A 16,403-nucleotide genomic window follows, 5' to 3' on the forward strand; every position below is an offset into this window, starting at 1 on the left:
GTCAGGCCTTCTCGATGAGGGTCTCGGAGTACGTCCAGAGGCGGGCGGCGTTGTCCGGGTCGACGGCATAACGCGCGACGCCGTGCAGGGGCGGTGCCTCGTCGCGGCGGTCGACGGTCTGCGTCTCGTTGCAGTCGTCGAAGTAGCGGCCGCCGACGCCTTCCAGCAGTGGCGAGGTGGCCAGCAGCACCGACGTCGCCGCGCCCTGCTCGGGCGTCTTGATCGTGGAGAGGTCGACGTCGGCCTCCGTGATGCCGAGGTGGGCCGACAGGTTCGTGAAGATCATGCCGGGCATGGCCGCGTTCGCCGTGATGCCGTCCCCGGCCCAGCGGCGGGTCGCCTCGACCGCGAACAGGACGTTGGCGGTCTTGCTCTGGCCGTAGGCGGTCCACGGGTCGTAGGCGCGGAACGCGTAGTTGACGTCGTCGAAGACGACCGGCGAGCGCATGTGGCCGGTGGAGGTGACGACGACGATGCGGGCGTCGCCGGCGGCCCTGAGCGCCGGGTGCAGGCCGGTGGCGAGCGCGAAGTGGCCGAGGTGGTTCGTGGCGAACTGCCACTCCCAGCCCTGCTCGGTGTACTGCTCGGGGACGGCCATCACGCCCGCGTTGGCGATCAGGACGTGCAGCGGCCCGTCCCAGTCGCGGACGAACGCGTCGACGGACGCGAGGTCGGTCAGGTCGAGCTTCGCGACGCGGACGTCGCCACCGATGTCCCGCGCGGTCTTCTCGCCCGCGGCGACGTTGCGAACGGCCAGGGTGACCTCGGCACCCCCACCCGCCAGGGCCCGTGCCGTCTCGACGCCGATACCGGAGGCCGCGCCGGTCACGACGACGCGTTTCCCGGTCAGGTCGATGCCTTCAGCGACCTCGGCGGCGGTGCTGCTGAATCCGAACTGGGTCTTGATCACACCTCCACGCTAGGCCGCTCGGACGCATGCGGGTAGCGAGAGTTCCTCATCTCGGGTATGCGTATACGTCATGTCTTTGACCGACGCCTCGCTGGTGGCGCTGCGCGTGTTCCGCGAGGTGGCCGAGCGTGGCACGCTGACCGCGGCGGCGACAGCCCTGGGTTACACGCAGTCCGCGGTGTCGCGGCAGATCGCGGCGCTGGAACGGGCCGCGGGCGCGGAACTGCTGGAGCGGCGGCACGACGGCGTGCGGCTCACCGCGGCCGGCCGGCTCGTGTTGCGCCGCGCCGCCGTCGTCGTGGACGAGGTCGACGCGGGCGCCCGTGAGCTGGCCGGACTGCCGGACGACGTGAGCACCATCAGGCTCGGCTGGATCGCGACGGCCGGGGCGTGGCTGGTCCCGCGGGCGTTGACGGCGTTGACGCGCACGCACCCGTCGATCACCGTGGTCACACGGGAGGGGAGCACCCCGGCGTTGGTGCGCGCGCTGCGGGCGGGCACGGTGGACGTCGCGCTGATCTCGTCGTCGCCGCCCTTCCGCGCGCCGGACGACGAGACGCCGCCGCTGGAGGTGGACACCCTCGTCGAACGCAGTCTGCGCGTGGCCGTGCCGTCCACACATCCCCTGGCGCGCAACGACTTCATCGACGTCGCCGACCTGCGGGGCCAGCGGTGGATCTCCGGTCCGGGTGACCAGTGGGTGATGGGGGTGTGGCCGGGGCTCGACGAACGGCCCGTCGTCGCCCACACCGCACGGGACTGGCTGGCGAAGGTGCAGCTGGTCGCGGCCGGGCTCGGCATCACGACGATCTCGGCGTCGCTGGTGGCCGTCGTTCCCGCCGGGGTGCGGGTCATGCAGGTGCGGGGAGGGCCCGCGGAGCAACGCCGGACGATGCTCGCGCGGTTGCCAGGACCGATGCCCGAGCCCGTCGCGAGACTGGCCTCCGCGTTGCGTGCCGCCGTTCTGGAGACTGAGTGACGGCATCAACCGATCGGTTGATGCAGCCGGCGCTCGTTGTTCGATGATCTTCTCGCTCTGTTCTCCGACGCTGGAGGCATGGCAATCATCGAAGTGCGCGACCTCGGGAAGAGGTACGGGCCCCGCGTGGCGGTGGACTCCGTGTCGTTCGAGGTGGCCGAGGGGGAGATCTTCGGGGTCCTGGGGCCGAACGGGGCGGGCAAGACGACGACGGTCGAGTGCGTGTCGGGACTGCGGGCGCCGGACCGGGGGAGCGTGTCGGTGCTGGGGCAGCGGCCCGCGGACGTGCGTGCGGCGATCGGGGTGCAGCTGCAGGACTCGGAACTGCCGGAGCGGATGCGGGTCAGCGAGGCCCTGGAGTTGTTCTCGTCGTTCTACCCGTCGCCGGCCGACTGGTCGGAGCGGCTGGGGCTGACCTCGCACCTGAGGTCGGAGTTCGGGCAGCTGTCGGGCGGGTTGAAGCAGCGGTTGTCGATCGCTCTGGCGCTGATCGGCTCACCGCGCGTCGCGATCCTGGACGAGCTGACGACGGGACTCGACCCGCAGGCGCGGCGGGACACCTGGTCGGTCATCGAGGAGGTGCGGGCGGCCGGCGTGACGATCCTGCTGGTCACGCACTTCATGGAGGAGGCCGAACGGCTCTGCGACCGGGTGGCGGTGTTCCGCGACGGGCGGATCGTCGCGCTGGACACGCCGTCCGCGCTGGTGTCGCGTGTGGACGGTGCCACGCGGGTGCGGTTCGTGCCGTCCGTTCCGCTGGACGTGTCGTTGCTGGAGGCGTTGCCGGAGGTCACTTCGGTGTCGTCGGTGGGGGAGCAGCTCGTGGTCAGCGGGTCGGAGAACCTGGTGCACGCGGTGACCTCCCTGCTGGCACGGCGGCAGGTCGTGGCACGCCGGCTCCGCGTCGACCAGGTCTCGCTGGACGACGCCTACGTCGAACTCACCGGGAGTCGTGATGGTGAAGATCATTGAGATCGAGGCGCGGTTGTTCCTGCGCGATCGGCTGAACTCGCTGTTCGCGGTGCTGTTCCCGAGCTTGTTGTTGCTGGTGCTGGGCGCGATCCCGGCGTTGCGGACGCCGGACGCGAACTTCGGCGGCCAGCGGTTCATCGACAGCTACGTGTCGGCGCTCGTCGTGTTCACGCTGGTGTTCATCGGGTTGCAACGGCTACCCGCCGTCGTGGCGACCTACCGGGAGAAGGGCGTGCTGCGGCGGTTGGCGACGACGCCCATGCACCCGGCGCGGCTGCTGGCCGGGCAGCTGGTGGTCAACTTCGTCGCGGTGATCTTGTCGGTGCTGCTCCTTATGCTCGTGGGGTACGTCGTTTTCGGCGTCGACCTGCCTCACCATCCCCTCGGCCTGGCGTGTGCCGTGGTGCTGGGAGGCGCGGGCACGTTCGCGTTGGGCCTGGTGATCGCCGCACTGGCTCCGAGCGCGCGGGCGGCCGGTGGCTGGGCGACGGTGGTGTTCATGCTGCTGATGTTCTTCGGCGGTGTGTACCTGCCGCGGTTCATGCTGCCCTCGGTGATCCAGGCGATCGGTTCGTACACGCCTCCCGGTGTGGAGGCGTTGCAGCAGGCGTGGCTCGGTACCGCGCCGGACTGGAGGCATCTCGCGATCATGGGGCTGGTGAGCCTCGTGGCAGGTACCGTCGCGGCCAAGACCTTCCGCTGGGAGTAGTTCGTGGACATGGCCGCGTTGGACAGGTGGGAGCGCAGGCTCGTCTCGATCGCCCGCGTGATCCCGTACTTCGTGCTGACCGTGACGACGGTGCTGTACTCGATCTTCACCACGCACTCGGTGGCGGAACGCTGGTTCACCTACGGCGTGGTGGCGTTCGGCTTCGTGTGGATGTTGTGGTGGTTCACGCTGCATCCCGCGTGGCACAAGCGTGCGGGGCTCATGGCCGTGTTCGTCGGCGGCATGGTCGTGTTCTACGCGGTGCTCGGCATGCGGGAGCACTGGTTCGGCGCGGTGTCCTACGCGGTCTACATCCACGCGAGCGAATTCCTGCGCGGGCGCTGGATGTTCGTCGTCGTGGGGCTGACGGCCGGGCTGGCGACGCTGTCGTTGTTCGGCGGGTACCCGTCCGACGCGCCGGCGGCGTTCTGGTTGCTGCTGCTCGTGTTCGTGGTGCTGGCGTGCACCTTCACGTACGTCGGCCACGTGACGACGGAGCAGTCCAGGCTGCGCAAGGAACTCCTCGACGAGAACGAGGGGCTCCACGCCCAGTTGCTGGTGCAGGCGCACGAGGCAGGTGTGCAGGACGAACGCCACCGCATGGCCGGCGAGATCCACGACACCCTGGCGCAGGGCCTGGCGGGCATCATCACGCAACTGTCGGCGGCCACGAGCACCGACTGGGAACGCCGCGTGGCGGTGGCGGCGGAACTGGCGCGCGCGAACCTGGCCGAGGCCCGCCGCTCGGTGCACGCCCTGAGCCCACCGGCGCTGGACTCGGCCGCGCTGCACGAGGCCCTGGACGACGTCGCGTCCGGCTGGTCCAGGCACAACGGCGTGCCGATCTCGGTGACGCTGACCGGAGCCGTGCGCGAAATGCACCCAGAGGTGGAGGTCGCGCTGCTGCGCACCGCCCAGGAGGCCCTGGCGAACGTGGCGAAGCACGCTTCGGCGTCCCGCGTGGGCCTGACCCTGTCGTACATGGAGGACGTGGTGACCCTGGACGTGCGCGACGACGGCGTGGGCTTCGACCTCGCGGTGCAGTCCGGCGGCTTCGGCCTGCCCGCGATGCGCCACCGCGTGCACCGCCTGTCCGGCGCGCTGTTCGTGGAGTCCGAACCGGGCGCGGGCACGGCGATCTCGGCGCGGGTGCCCGCGTGATCCGCCTGGTCATCGTCGACGACCACCCGGTGGTCCGCGACGGGTTGCGCGGCATGCTGTCCACCGGCGACTTCGAGGTGGTCGGCGAGGCCGCGTCGGGCGACGAGGCCGTCGCCGTCGTCACGGCCGTGGCGCCGGACGTGGTGCTGATGGACCTGCGCATGCCCGGCTCGGACGGCGTCTCCGCGATCGAACGGCTGCGCGACCACCCGTGCCGCGTCCTGGTGCTGACCACCTACGACACGGACCGCGACGTGCTGCCGGCCATCAAGGCGGGCGCCACCGGCTACCTGCTCAAGGACACCCCGCGCGACGAACTGCAGCGCGCCATCCGCGCGGCGCACTCGGGCGAGGCCGTGCTCTCGCCTGCGGTGGCGACCAGGCTGCTCGGGCAGGTGCGGGAGCCCGCGCTGGAACCGTTGTCCACCCGCGAGCTCGACGTGCTGGCGCTGGTGGCGAAGGGGACGACGAACCGGGCGGTGGCGGCGGCGCTGTTCATCAGCGAGGCGACGGTGAAGACCCACCTGCTGCACGTCTACGCGAAGCTCGGGGTGTCGGACCGTGCGGCGGCCGTGGCGGTGGCGTACGAACGCGGGCTGTTGAGGGGGCGTGGGCGTTGATCACCGACCAGCCGTTGTCCTGGTTGTGCCACCTCTCGCCGCTGTTGCGGAGCACGAACTGCAAGAGCTGGCGTTCGGTGCGGACTGGGAGGCGGCCGGGCAATTCGGGCAGGAGCTCAGGTTTCCTGACGCGACCTGCCCTCGGAGGCGACCACGCGCGTCGCTCGATGCGCTCGCCAAGATCAGCGCCGCGGTCAACGGGGGCTGAGGCTTCCCCCGCGGCGGGCCCGGCCGGAACCGGACCCGCCGCCTGCGGCAACTCCCCCTTGCCAGTGGCACCCCCCGATGCCACTTCCCTCACCCCTCGCGATGTAGGAACTCCCGCCAGTCCCCCAGATACGAGATGTCCCGGATGTCACCTGAATGGAGCAACGGGTCGACCATCGCGTCGCGCAGGACGGTCGCGAGGGCCGCGCTGCCGTCCTCCAGTTCGATGACACCGATCTCCAGCTCGGCCGGCTCGGCGGGGACCAGGTGGTCGCGCAGGACCTTCAGCGGCAGGTCGTAGAGCTCACCCACCACCGAGGCCGAACCCGACTCGTGCATCGCGGGGAACTGCCCCCGCACCGAGAAGTACCGGTACCTGGCCGCACTGCGCGCCCGGCACACCATCGGCGTGCCCTGCAGCTGGGAGTGCAGCGGTCCGCCCTTCATACCGCCGCCGTTGAGGAAGATCAGCGCCATGACTCTCCAGGGTTCGGTGGATGGGGGTGGTCAGCGAGGACAGCGGCAGGCCGGTGCCGCCGTGCCGCACGGCGACGAGCTCGGCCGCGATCGACACGGCGGTCTCGGCGGGGCTGCGGCCGCCCAGGTCGAGGCCGACGGGGGACCGGAGCCGTGCCAGCGAGGCCTCCGGGACGCCTTCCGCGCGCAGCCGCGCCAGCCGTTCCAGGTGGGTGCGGCGGGAGCCGAGCGCGCCGACGAACGCCAGCGGGCGGGACAGAGCCTCCACCAGTACCGGGATGTCGAACTTCGGGTCGTGGGTCAGCACGACGACGGCGGTGGACGAGTCGGTGTGGGTGGACGCGAGGTAGCGGTGCGGCCAGTCGACGACGACCGAGTGGGCTGCGGGGAAACGTTCGGGAGTGGCGAACACGGGCCGTGCGTCGCACACGGTCACGTGATAGCCGAGGAAGCGTCCGATCTCGGCGACCGCGGCGGCGTGGTCGATGGCGCCGAACACGAGCAGACGCGGCGGCGGCATCCAGGACTCGGTGAACACCCGCCCCTCCGCTTCGAAGCGAACCGAAAGCGGTTGTCCCGCAACGGAAGCCTCCAGAGCCGCGCGCAACGACGGGGAGTCGCGCTGCACGAGCACGTCCAATGAGCCGCCGCAGGTGAGACCGACCGCGAACGCCGTGTCGTCGGAGTAGCCGAACGAGGCGAGCGCGGGGACACCGCTCGACAGCACCTGGCACGCCAGGTCGTAGACCTCGGCCTCCACGCAGCCGCCGGACACGCTGCCGATCACCTCACCCGAGGGGCCGACGGCCATCGCGGCGCCGACCGGGCGCGGCGCACTGCCGCGCACGGCCACCACCGAGGCGACCGCGAACCGGTCCCACGAGAGCAGGGTCGGAGCCAGGTCACGCATCGAACCTCCCAGGAGCGGGGCTCGGCCGGGTGGCCGCCCGGCCGAGCCCGCGTCACTTGCCGGTGATCAGGTCCACGGCGAAGTACACCGCGAACATCAGGGCGAGGCCGGTCATCAGCCAGCCGGGCCAGCGGCCCTTGCAGACGCGCAGCACGACGTAGGACACGAGGCCGGCGCCGATGCCGTTGGTGATCGAGTAGGTGAACGGGATGATCGCGATCGTGAGGAAGACCGGGATCGTGTAGTCCGTTTCCTGCCAGGGGATTCGGCGGATCTGGGTCATCATCAGACCGCCGATCACCACCAGTGCCGGAGCCGCCGCCTGCGCGGGCACGACCGTCGCGAGCGGTGTGAAGAGCAGTGCCACCAGGAAGAGTCCGCCGGTCACCACCGAGGCCAGACCGGTGCGGGCGCCTTCGCCAACGCCCGCCGCCGACTCCAGGAACACGGTGTTCGGGGCGGACCCCGTGACGCCACCGGCGATCGCGCCGGCCCCGTCGACCACGAGGATCTTGCCCATGCCCTCGACCTTGCCGTCCTTGGTGAGCCCGGCCTCGTCGGACACCGACGTGATCGTGCCCATGGCGTCGAAGAAGCCGGACAGCACCAGCGTGAACAGGAAGATCGTCGCCGCGATCACGCCCGCCGACACGAAGCCACCGAACAGGTCCACCCGTCCGAACAGCCCGAAGTCCGGCGAACTCACCACCGAGGAGGGCAGCGACGGGGTCACGAGCCCCCAGCCCTCGACGTCGAACGCGGCGTTCACGCCGATGGCGACGAGGGTGGCCACCACGATGCTGATCAGCACGGCGCCGGGCACGCCGCGCGCCATCAGCACGATCATCAGCAGCAGACCCAGGCAGAAGATCGCGATCGGCCAGCCGCTCAGGTGGCCGTCGACGCCCATCCGCACCGGCACAGTCGAGTGCGCCGCGTCCGGCGTGCGGGTCACGAAACCGGCGGAGACCAGTCCCACCAAGGCGATGTAGAGCCCGATGCCCACCGTGATGGCGATCTTCAACGGCTCCGGGATCGCGTTGATGATCCGCTCCCGGACCCCCGACGCGGCCATGATCACGATGCAGATGCCTTCCAGCACCACGAGACCGAAGGCCTGCGCCCACGTCATCGTCGGCGCCATCTGGAAGGCCACCACGCCGTTGACGCCGAGACCGGCGGCGATGGCGAGGGGCGCGTTGCCGACGAGTCCCATGAGGACGGTCATCACGCCGGCGGCCAGCGCCGTCGCGGTGGTGATCTCGGCGATGGTGAGCTTGGCGCCGGTGATGTCCGCGGACGCGCCGAGGATCAACGGGTTCAGCAGCACGATGTACGACATCGCGACGAACGTCGTGATGCCGCCGCGCACCTCACGGCCGAGCGAGCTGCCGCGTTCGGTGATGCGGAAGAACTGGTCGAACGACGAAGTCGTCGGTCGGCTCCGTAACTGGGTCATTGAAGGACGGCCTTTCCCATGCCGGTGGGCGCGTTCCAACGCCGGAACGCGTTTGTGCGATGCAAGCTCCGGTCAGCGCTGTGTTTGACTCTTTTGGGAGGCTTTTGGCCGTCTTCTAGTAGTCGATACGGGTCGCGAGTGACATCCACGCGGTGAACGGGGCGTTGTCCTCGCCCGTGGAGATCTGGTGCACCGGCAGGTCCCATTCGTTGCGGGACTTGCTGAACAGCTCGTAGAACTCCCGGTCGTCGAACCCTGCCGCCGCCGCGTCGTGGCGGTCGGCGGCGTAGATCACCTTGTCCACGCGCGCCCAGAGCGCGGCGGACAGGCACAGGGGACACGGCTCGCACGACGAGATCAGCGTGCAGCCGGTCAGCTTGAAGTCACCGAGCGCCTGGCAGGCCGCGCGGATGGCGACCACCTCGGCGTGGGCGGTCGGGTCGAGTGAAGGCGTCACCTGGTTGACACCGGTGGCGATCACCTCGCCGTCCCGGACGATCATCGCGCCGAACGGGCCTCCACCGAAGGCCACGTTCTGGGTCGCGAGGTCGATGGTGGCGAGCAGATGTGCGTTCACGGCAGCAACTCCAGAGAAATCAAGCACAGATCAGGTACCGGTGAGGTGTTCCGGGCGGACCGGGACGCGGGTGAGCGCCAGGCCGGTCGCCGCGCGGATCGCCGCCACGATCGCCGGGGTCGACGAGATGGTGGGCGGTTCGCCGACGCCGCGGATCCCGTACGGGGCGTGGGGGTCGGCGAGCTCGAGCACGTCGATGCTCATCGGCGGCATGTCGAGCACGGTGGGGATGAGGTAGTCGGTGAAGGACGGGTTGCGCACCTTGCCGCCGGAGGTCTGGATCTCCTCCATCACCGCGAGGCCGAGGCCCTGGGCGGAGCCGCCCTGGATCTGGCCCACGACGGCCTGCGGGTTCAGCGCCTTGCCCACGTCCTGCGCGCAGTCCAGGGAGACCACCCGCACCAGGCCGAGGTCGACGTCCACGTCGACGACGGCGCGGTGGGCGGCGAACCCGTACTGGACGTGCGCGTTGCCCTGTCCCGTCTCGGGATCGAGGGCCTCGGTCGCGCGGTGCCGCCACTCGGTGGTCTCGTCGATGATCTCGTCGCCGATGTCCGTGCGACCGGCCAGACGATCGAGCACCAGAGCACAGGCGGCCTTCACCGCGCCGCCGGTGACGTAGGTCTGGCGCGAGGCCGAGGTCGAGCCGCCGTTGCCGATCGTGGTGTCCATCGGCAGCACGGTCACGCGCTCGATGCCGAGCTCGGTCCGCACGATCTGCTGCATGATCGTCACCAGGCCCTGGCCGACCTCGCACGCCGCGGTGTGCACGGCGGCGGCCAGCTCCCCGTTGACCATCGACACCCGGACGCGCGCGGTCGAGTAGTCGTCGTAGCCCTCGGAGAAGCAGATGTTCTTGATGCCGACCGCGAAGCCGACGCCGCGGACGACACCCTCGCCATGCGTGGTGTTCGAGACACCACCGGGCAGTTCGCGGATGTCCGACGACGTGCCGGCGGGCAACGGCTTGTCCTGCACCAGCTTCAGCAACTGTGCGACGGGCGCGGCCGAGTCGACGACCTGGCCGGTCGGCATCACCGAACCCTCGGTCATCGCGTTGCGGACGCGCACGTCGACCGGCGACATGCCGAGCGCCTCGGCCAGCTTGTCCATTTGGGATTCATAGGCGAAACCTGCCTGCACAGCACCGAATCCGCGCATCGCACCGCACGGCGGGTTGTTGGTGTAGAGGCCGTAGGCGTCGATCGTGACGTTGTCGACCTCGTACGGGCCAACGCCCAGCGTCGCCGCGTTCGCCACGACAGCGGGCGTGGAAGAAGCGTAGGCGCCGCCGTCCAGGTACATGCGAGTGCGGACGTAGACGAGCTTGCCGGTGTGGTCGGCGCCGTGCTCGTAGTACAGCACGGCGGGGTGCCGGTGCACGTGCCCGTAGAACGACTCTTCGCGGTTGTAGACCATCTTCACGGGCTTGCCGGTGTGCAGGGCCAGCAGACACGCGTGCACCTGCATCGACAGGTCCTCGCGGCCACCGAACGCGCCGCCGACACCCGAGAGCGTCAGCCGCACCTGCTCCTGCGGCAGGCCCAGGGCCGCCGCGATCTGGTCGCGGTCGACGTGCAGCCACTGCGTCGCGATGTAGAGGTCGACCGAACCGTCTTCCGCCGGCACCGCGAGCCCGGACTCCGGCCCGAGGAACGCCTGGTCCTGCATGCCGACCTCGTACCGCCCGGTCACCACGACCTCGGCCTCGACGTCCTGCGAGCCACGCCGGATCGGCACGTGCCGCACGAGGTTGCCGCCGGGGTGCAACGGGGTGTCGTCGGCCGCGGTCTCCATGTCCACCACGGGTTCCAGCACGTCGTAGGTCACGACGATCTTCTTCATCGCCCGCTGCGCGGTCTCCGGGTGGTCCGCGCCCACGAGTGCGATGGGCTCGCCCTGGTAGCGCACCACGTCGACGGCCAGCACCGGCTGGTCCTTGTGCTCCAGCCCGTACAGGTTGCGGCCGGGTACGTCCTGGTGCGTCAGCACCGCGTACACGCCCGGCACCTTCAACGCCTCGGTCAGGTCGACCGACGTGATGCGGGCGTACGGGTGCGGTGAGCGCAGGGTCGCGCCCCAGATCATGTCCTCGTGCCACAGGTCGGACGAGTAGGCGAACTCGCCGCGCACCTTGAGGTTGCCGTCCGGGCGCTGCGGCGACGTCCCGATGCCACCCGACACCGCGGAGGTCAGTTCGGCGGGAGTGAGGGTCATCGCGCAGCCTCCTGGAGCTTGGCGCTGGCAGCGGACAGGTCACGTGCCAGCTCGTCGGTGGACGCCGTGAGCAGGACACCGTCGCGCACCACGACCTCACCGCCCACGATCAACAGTTTCAACGGCGGGGGAGTGCCGAGCACCAGTGCCGCCACCGGGTCCGCGATGCCCGCGTGGTCGAGTCCGGAGAGGTCCCACACGGCGAGGTCCGCGACCTTGCCCGGCTCGATCGAGCCCAGCGAGTCCGCGCGGCCCAGCACCTGCGCACCGCCCATCGTGCCCATCCACAACGCCTTGCGGGCGTCGAGCGCTGACGGCCCGCCCCGCTGACGTGCCTGGTACAGCGCCGAACGCAGCTCCACGACCAGTCCACCGTCCTCATTGGACGCGGCCCCGTCGACGCCGAGCCCGACCGGTGCGCCGGCGTCCAGCAGGTCGCGGACGGGAGCGATTCCCGTGCCCAGCCGCCCGTTGGACGTCGGGCAGTGCGCGGACCCCGTGCGCGTCGCCCCGAGGCGCTTCACCGCGTCACCGTTGAGGTGCACGGTGTGCGCGAGCCACACGTCCGGCCCCAGCCAGCCGAGCTGCTCGGCGTACTCGGTCGGCGTGCACCCGTTCTCCGCCAGGCACTGCTCTTCCTCGTCCATCGTCTCGGCGAGGTGGGTGTGCAGCCGGACGCCGTGCCGACGAGCCAGCGAGGCCGCGCCGGTCATCAGTTCGCGCGACACAGAGAAGGGCGAGCACGGTCCGACCGCCACCCGCACCAGCGCGTCGTCCGCGGTCGAGTGGTAGTCGCCGATCGCCTGCTCGGTCGCGATCAGCGCGGCCTCGGTCTCCTCGACCAGGTTGTCCGGCGGGAGGCCGCCGTGCGACTGGCCGCGGTCCATCGACCCGCGGATCGCCTCCAGCCGGATGCCGATCCGCCGGCCCGCCGACACCAGCGCGTCGAACACGTCGCCGCCGCCGGAGGGGAAGACGTAGTGGTGGTCGGCGGCCAGCGTGCAGCCCGTCAACGCGAGCTTCGCGAGGCCCGCCGACGCCGCCGCGTGTGTCACGGTGTCGTCCAGCCCGCGCCACACCGGGTACAGCGTGGTCAGCCACTCGAACAGCGTGGCGTCGGTCGCGAGGCCGCGCGTCGCCCACTGGTACAGGTGGTGGTGGGTGTTGATCAGCCCCGGCGTGACCAGGCACGACGACGCGTCGACGTAGGTGTGCGACCCGTGCGGACGGGGTGCGGGCCCTGACGCGACGGAGGAGATCCTGCCGTTCTCGATCACGACGTGCCCGGACGCGTGCTCGGTCCCGGCCTCGTCCACAGTGGATACCGCGCAGCGGTCGAGGACGATCATCGGCGCGACGCCGCCAATCGCACGGCGTCCAGGATCTTCTCGTACCCCGTGCAGCGGCACAGGTTCCCGGCCAGCGCCTCGCGGATCTCCGGGTCGGACGGGTTCGGCACGCGGTCCAGCAGGTCGTGCGCCTGCACGACCAGACCGGGCGTGCAGAACCCGCACTGCACCGCCCCCGCCTCGACGAACGCCTCCTGCACCGGGTCGAGCCGATCGCCGTCGGCCAGGCCCTCGACCGTGCGCACCTCGCGGTCCTGCACCTGCCCGGCCGCGACCAGGCACGCGCACACCGGCACGTTGTCGAGGTACACCGTGCACGAACCGCACTCGCCCTGCTCGCAGGCGTTCTTCGAGCCGGGCAGCCCGAGCCGCTCGCGCAGCACGAACAGCAGCGACTCGCCCTCCCACACGTCGTCGGCCTGGCGCTGCTCGCCGTTGACCGTCACGTTCACGCGCATGCCCGCTCCCCGTCCATGAGTTCCTGCCAGGCCCAGCCCAGCGTCCTGCGTGCCATCACGGCCAGTGCGTGCTTGCGGTACGCCGCCGACCCGCGCACGTCGTCGATCGGGGACGCGGCCCGCGAGACCAGCTCGCCGAACTCGCGCTTCACCGAGTCGAGCAACGGCCTGGGGTTTCCGAAGTCCACCGCCGAGGCCAGGAACTGCTCGGCCTCGGAAGCCCGCCGCGGCGTCGGAGCCGCGGACCCGACCGCCGCGCCGACGCGGTTCTCCTGCGGGAACAGCGAGATCCCGAACGAGCACACCGCGATCACCATGGCGTTGCGCGTGCCGACCTTCGAGAACTGCTGTGGCCCCTTGGCAGGCGTGAGGTGAACGGCCACGATCAGTTCGTCCTGCTCCAGCGCGTTCCGCTTCACCCCCAGGTAGAACTCGGCGGCGGGGATCATCCGCGTGCCGCGCACGGAGGCCACCTCGATGACCGCGTCGGACGCCAGCAGCACCGGGTGCGTGTCCCCGGCGGGGGAGGCCGCGCCGAGGTTGCCGCCGACCGTGCCGCGGTTGCGGATCTGCGGCGACCCGACCGTGCGTGCGGCCATCGCGAGGCCCGGCAGTTCGGCGCCCAGTTCCTCGATGATCCGCACGTACGGCACACCCGCGCCGACGCGCAGCCCGTCCGACCACTGCTGGAGCTCCGGGATCCGGGTGAGGTCGAGCAGGGCGGAGGGCCTGCGGTGGTCGTAGTTCAGCTCCACCATGACGTCCGTGCCGCCGGCGATCGGCACGGCATCAGGGCGCTGGGCTTTCAGCTCCAACGCCTCCGCAAGCGTTTCCGGTCGAAGGAAGTCCATCGTCAGCTACCTCGGTAGGTGGAGTAGGCGAACGGCGACAGCAGCAACGGCACGTGGTAGTGCTGCGCCGGATCGGAGTAGTCGAAGGTGAGCACGACCTCGGGGAAGAACGGCGCCGCCTCCGACGTGTCGAACACCAGCCGGTAGACCCCGGCTTCGAGGCCCTCACCCCAACCGGTGATCCGGCCGTCGGTGTTCGTCTCGGCGTTCGCCACCTCGGACCCGTCGCGGCGTCGCAGCGACACGGCGATACCGGCGAACGGCCTGCCGCGTGCCGCGTCCAGCACGTGCGTGGAGATCGTCACTCGCCCTCCCATCTGGTTGTGAGCCAGTACACAGAGCCCGCGTGTCCCTGAGCTACGGCTGCGTTACATGAATCGCCAGGCTCCTACAGACGGTGAATTTGTGCTTTCCTACAAACACGAATGGACGAAAGTGACCTGTCATGTTGCTGCTGCGGACGTTGCTGCAGATGCCGGAACTGCGCCTGAGCCTGCACACCGGTGAGGACCAGCTCGACCGCACGGTCACCCGCGTGTACGGAACGGAGCTGCCCGACCCCAGCCGGTACCTGTCCGGTGGGGAGCTCGTGCTGTCCGGCCTGCTCTGGCACCACGGCCCGCAGGACTCCGAGACGTTCGTCCGCTCGCTCGCCTCGGCCCGCGTCGCCGGTCTGGCCGCGTCCGAGACCGAGAACCGCGCGCTGCCCGTCGACCTGGTCGACGCTTGCGAACGCCACCACGTGCCGTTGCTCGAAGTGCCCGTCGACCTGTCGTTCGCGACCATCACCGAACGCGTCTCGATGGAACTGGTTGGGCTCTCCCGCCACCGCCGCCTGCTCAACGTCGTCGCGGAGGGCTCCGGCCTGCCCGCGCTGCTGCTCGCCGGCAGTCACGAACTCGGCGCGTCCTGCTGGGTGCTGTCCACGGCGGGCCGCGTCGTCGCGGGCGGCGAACTGCCGGACCGCCTCACCCTCGTGAAGGAGTTCCTGCAGGCCGACCGGCTGCCGAGAACGGTCAAGGGCGTGACCCTCGTGCCCGTCTCCGAACGCGGCGGCAACCGCCTCACCAGCTGGATCCTCGTCGTCGGCGGCGCGGCCCAGCAGGAGGCCGCCACCGAGCTCGCGTCACTCGTGGGGCTTGAGAGGCTGCGCGAGGCCCAAGGCCGGCAGATCGAGAACCGCACCGCCGCGCCCCTGGTGTCCGCGGTGCTGAGCGGCTCGGCCGACGTCGAGTCACGGCTCGCGGCGGCCGGTCTGGAACGCACCCGGCTGCGGGTGATCAGCGCGGTGACGTCCGACCAGCGCCCCGAGCTCGCGGCGGCCGTGCTGGAGGAGGCCCTGCCGCAGGCCCTCGTGACGTCCGTCGGCGACACCGTCTACGCCGTGGCGAAGGCGGGCGACTCGCTGCCCGACGACCTCCGCGAGGCGATGCGCGTGATGGAACCGGGCCTCGGCTCGTCCCGCGTGCTCGTCGGCATCAGCTCACCCGTCACGTCCCGTGGGCTCCGCGGCGCAGCAGAGGAAGCCACGCACGCGCGTCGCTTGGGCGAGCGCCGTGGCGGCCGCACGTGTGTGGTGGCGGGCGAGGAGATCGCACTGCACCAACTGCTGCTCGCGGGCGTGCCGGAGGAGTTGCGCACCTCGTTGCGTCGGCGGCTCCTCGGGCCTGTGCTGGACTACGACGCCGAGCACGGTTCGGATCTCGTGGGCACCCTGAAGGTGTTCCTCGACTGCTCCGGCTCGTGGACGGCGGCAGCGGCCCGGTTGCACGTCCACGTCAACACGCTGCGGTACCGGGTGGGGCGCGTGGAGGAGCTGCTCGGCGCGGACCTCGCGGAGTTCGAGGCGCGCGTGGACCTCTTCCTCGCGTTGCAGGCGGGGTAGCTTGGACCGGTGCCCGACCATCGGCCGATAGAACGAATCGCGGCCGACCTTCGTCGTGTGCGCCGGACGCGGGCGGGGTTCGAACCCGGGGCGTCGGCCGCGAAGAAGATCGGTGCCCGTCAGGCCTACGACGCGCTGCTCGTGCAGGCCTGCGCCGCGCTGGAGGTCGAGCACCGGTTGCTCTCCCTGCCCGAGGGTCTCGACCGCGAGATCGAGCGGTTGCGGGTGGAGGACCGCCTGAGGGATCTCGGGTTGTCAGTCTGATGGCTGATAGCGCTTGAGCCTTCAGGCTGATGTCTCGGCACGTCCCCGCTTCCTACTGTTCGGGACATGAAGACCGCCGCCTTACTCGTGGGCCTGCTGCTGGCCGGGATCTCCGGCTGCGCGGTGGCGCCCAGCATCCGCGTGGTGGTCGAGGGGACGGGCACGACCGACCGGCTCACCTACACGTTCCCCGGCGAGGAAGAACGCACCCTGCGCAACCCCGACCTGCCGTTCGAGCGCATGGGCAAGCGCAAGGGGCGGGTCGTCGTGCGGCTCGAGGGAGTGCACGGCGAGCTCACCTGCAAGATCATCGTCAACGGGCGGCAGGTGCGGTCGTCGACCTCGAAGACCGGGGCCGCTCTCACGTGCGATCACTCTATGGCCGTCTGATGAAAGCG

General features: G+C 70.5%; 18 protein-coding genes. 8 read left to right on the forward strand and 10 right to left on the reverse strand.

Annotated elements, in window-relative coordinates:
- Position 1: 1 nt before the first annotated feature.
- Positions 2 to 910 carry an SDR family NAD(P)-dependent oxidoreductase gene (locus tag IEY88_RS17845; RefSeq protein ID WP_189155863.1) on the reverse strand — a complete coding sequence of 303 codons (909 nt, stop codon included), beginning with the start codon at positions 908 to 910 and terminating at the stop codon, positions 2 to 4.
- A gap of 70 nt (positions 911 to 980) precedes the next feature.
- On the opposite strand from IEY88_RS17845, the gene IEY88_RS17850 reads away from it, so the two are divergent.
- The 5 genes from IEY88_RS17850 (at position 981) to IEY88_RS17870 (ending at position 5,351) form a co-directional block, all read left to right on the forward strand.
- Positions 981 to 1,889, forward strand: a complete 909-nt coding sequence (locus IEY88_RS17850; protein WP_189155864.1) for a LysR family transcriptional regulator — start codon at positions 981 to 983, stop codon at positions 1,887 to 1,889.
- A gap of 78 nt (positions 1,890 to 1,967) precedes the next feature.
- The gene (locus IEY88_RS17855) at positions 1,968 to 2,861 is read left to right on the forward strand and encodes an ABC transporter ATP-binding protein (protein WP_189155865.1); all 894 of its coding nucleotides are present in this window, start codon (positions 1,968 to 1,970) and stop codon (positions 2,859 to 2,861) included.
- Positions 2,845 to 3,570 (forward strand): ABC transporter permease, encoded by a 726-nt coding sequence (locus IEY88_RS17860; protein ID WP_189155866.1) that lies wholly within the window; start codon positions 2,845 to 2,847, stop codon positions 3,568 to 3,570. The genes IEY88_RS17855 and IEY88_RS17860 overlap by 17 nt, the downstream gene beginning before the upstream one ends.
- A gap of 9 nt (positions 3,571 to 3,579) precedes the next feature.
- The gene (locus tag IEY88_RS17865; RefSeq protein WP_189156072.1) at positions 3,580 to 4,731 is read left to right on the forward strand and encodes a sensor histidine kinase; all 1,152 of its coding nucleotides are present in this window, start codon (positions 3,580 to 3,582) and stop codon (positions 4,729 to 4,731) included.
- Positions 4,728 to 5,351 (forward strand): response regulator, encoded by a 624-nt coding sequence (locus IEY88_RS17870; RefSeq protein WP_189155867.1) that lies wholly within the window; start codon positions 4,728 to 4,730, stop codon positions 5,349 to 5,351. The genes IEY88_RS17865 and IEY88_RS17870 overlap by 4 nt, the downstream gene beginning before the upstream one ends.
- Positions 5,352 to 5,648: 297 nt before the next feature.
- On the opposite strand, the gene IEY88_RS17875 is transcribed toward IEY88_RS17870, so the two are convergent.
- From IEY88_RS17875 to uraH, 9 genes are all read right to left on the reverse strand, one after another.
- Positions 5,649 to 5,978, reverse strand: coding sequence for an allophanate hydrolase-related protein (locus tag IEY88_RS17875; protein ID WP_373294128.1), 330 nt, complete (start codon positions 5,976 to 5,978; stop codon positions 5,649 to 5,651).
- A complete protein-coding gene (locus tag IEY88_RS17880; RefSeq protein ID WP_189155869.1) occupies positions 5,863 to 6,945 on the reverse strand; it encodes an XdhC family protein in 1,083 nt (360 codons plus the stop codon). The genes IEY88_RS17875 and IEY88_RS17880 overlap by 116 nt, the downstream gene beginning before the upstream one ends.
- 52 nt (positions 6,946 to 6,997) lie before the next feature.
- A complete protein-coding gene (locus tag IEY88_RS17885) occupies positions 6,998 to 8,404 on the reverse strand; it encodes an NCS2 family permease (protein WP_189155870.1) in 1,407 nt (468 codons plus the stop codon).
- Between the two features lie 115 nt (positions 8,405 to 8,519).
- Positions 8,520 to 8,981 (reverse strand): nucleoside deaminase, encoded by a 462-nt coding sequence (locus tag IEY88_RS17890; protein ID WP_229693485.1) that lies wholly within the window; start codon positions 8,979 to 8,981, stop codon positions 8,520 to 8,522.
- Positions 8,982 to 9,011: 30 nt separating this feature from the next.
- Positions 9,012 to 11,198 (reverse strand): molybdopterin cofactor-binding domain-containing protein, encoded by a 2,187-nt coding sequence (locus tag IEY88_RS17895; RefSeq protein WP_189155871.1) that lies wholly within the window; start codon positions 11,196 to 11,198, stop codon positions 9,012 to 9,014.
- Positions 11,195 to 12,547: an 8-oxoguanine deaminase gene (locus tag IEY88_RS17900; protein WP_189155872.1), complete on the reverse strand. Its 1,353-nt coding sequence runs from the start codon at positions 12,545 to 12,547 to the stop codon at positions 11,195 to 11,197. Before IEY88_RS17900 ends, IEY88_RS17895 begins: the two co-directional genes overlap by 4 nt.
- Entirely contained in the window at positions 12,544 to 13,005 is a 462-nt protein-coding gene (locus IEY88_RS17905) for a (2Fe-2S)-binding protein (RefSeq protein ID WP_189155873.1), read from the reverse strand. The genes IEY88_RS17900 and IEY88_RS17905 overlap by 4 nt, the downstream gene beginning before the upstream one ends.
- Positions 12,996 to 13,856: an FAD binding domain-containing protein gene (locus IEY88_RS17910; RefSeq protein WP_189155874.1), complete on the reverse strand. Its 861-nt coding sequence runs from the start codon at positions 13,854 to 13,856 to the stop codon at positions 12,996 to 12,998. The genes IEY88_RS17905 and IEY88_RS17910 overlap by 10 nt, the downstream gene beginning before the upstream one ends.
- A gap of 2 nt (positions 13,857 to 13,858) precedes the next feature.
- Complete coding sequence (uraH, locus tag IEY88_RS17915) at positions 13,859 to 14,161, reverse strand: hydroxyisourate hydrolase (RefSeq protein ID WP_189155875.1); 303 nt, start codon at positions 14,159 to 14,161, stop codon at positions 13,859 to 13,861.
- 140 nt (positions 14,162 to 14,301) lie between these two features.
- Here uraH and IEY88_RS17920 point away from each other — a divergent pair, with 140 nt between their 5' ends.
- The 3 genes from IEY88_RS17920 (at position 14,302) to IEY88_RS17930 (ending at position 16,395) form a co-directional block, all read left to right on the forward strand.
- Positions 14,302 to 15,741, forward strand: a complete 1,440-nt coding sequence (locus IEY88_RS17920; protein ID WP_189155876.1) for a PucR family transcriptional regulator — start codon at positions 14,302 to 14,304, stop codon at positions 15,739 to 15,741.
- Positions 15,742 to 15,798: 57 nt separating this feature from the next.
- Complete coding sequence (locus IEY88_RS17925) at positions 15,799 to 16,005, forward strand: hypothetical protein (protein WP_189155877.1); 207 nt, start codon at positions 15,799 to 15,801, stop codon at positions 16,003 to 16,005.
- A gap of 66 nt (positions 16,006 to 16,071) precedes the next feature.
- On the forward strand, positions 16,072 to 16,395 hold the full coding sequence (locus tag IEY88_RS17930; RefSeq protein ID WP_189155878.1) for a hypothetical protein: 324 nt from the start codon (positions 16,072 to 16,074) through the stop codon (positions 16,393 to 16,395).
- Positions 16,396 to 16,403 lie beyond the last annotated feature (8 nt).

The organism is Lentzea pudingi (assembly GCF_014646255.1).
Classification (GTDB): domain Bacteria; phylum Actinomycetota; class Actinomycetes; order Mycobacteriales; family Pseudonocardiaceae; genus Lentzea; species Lentzea pudingi.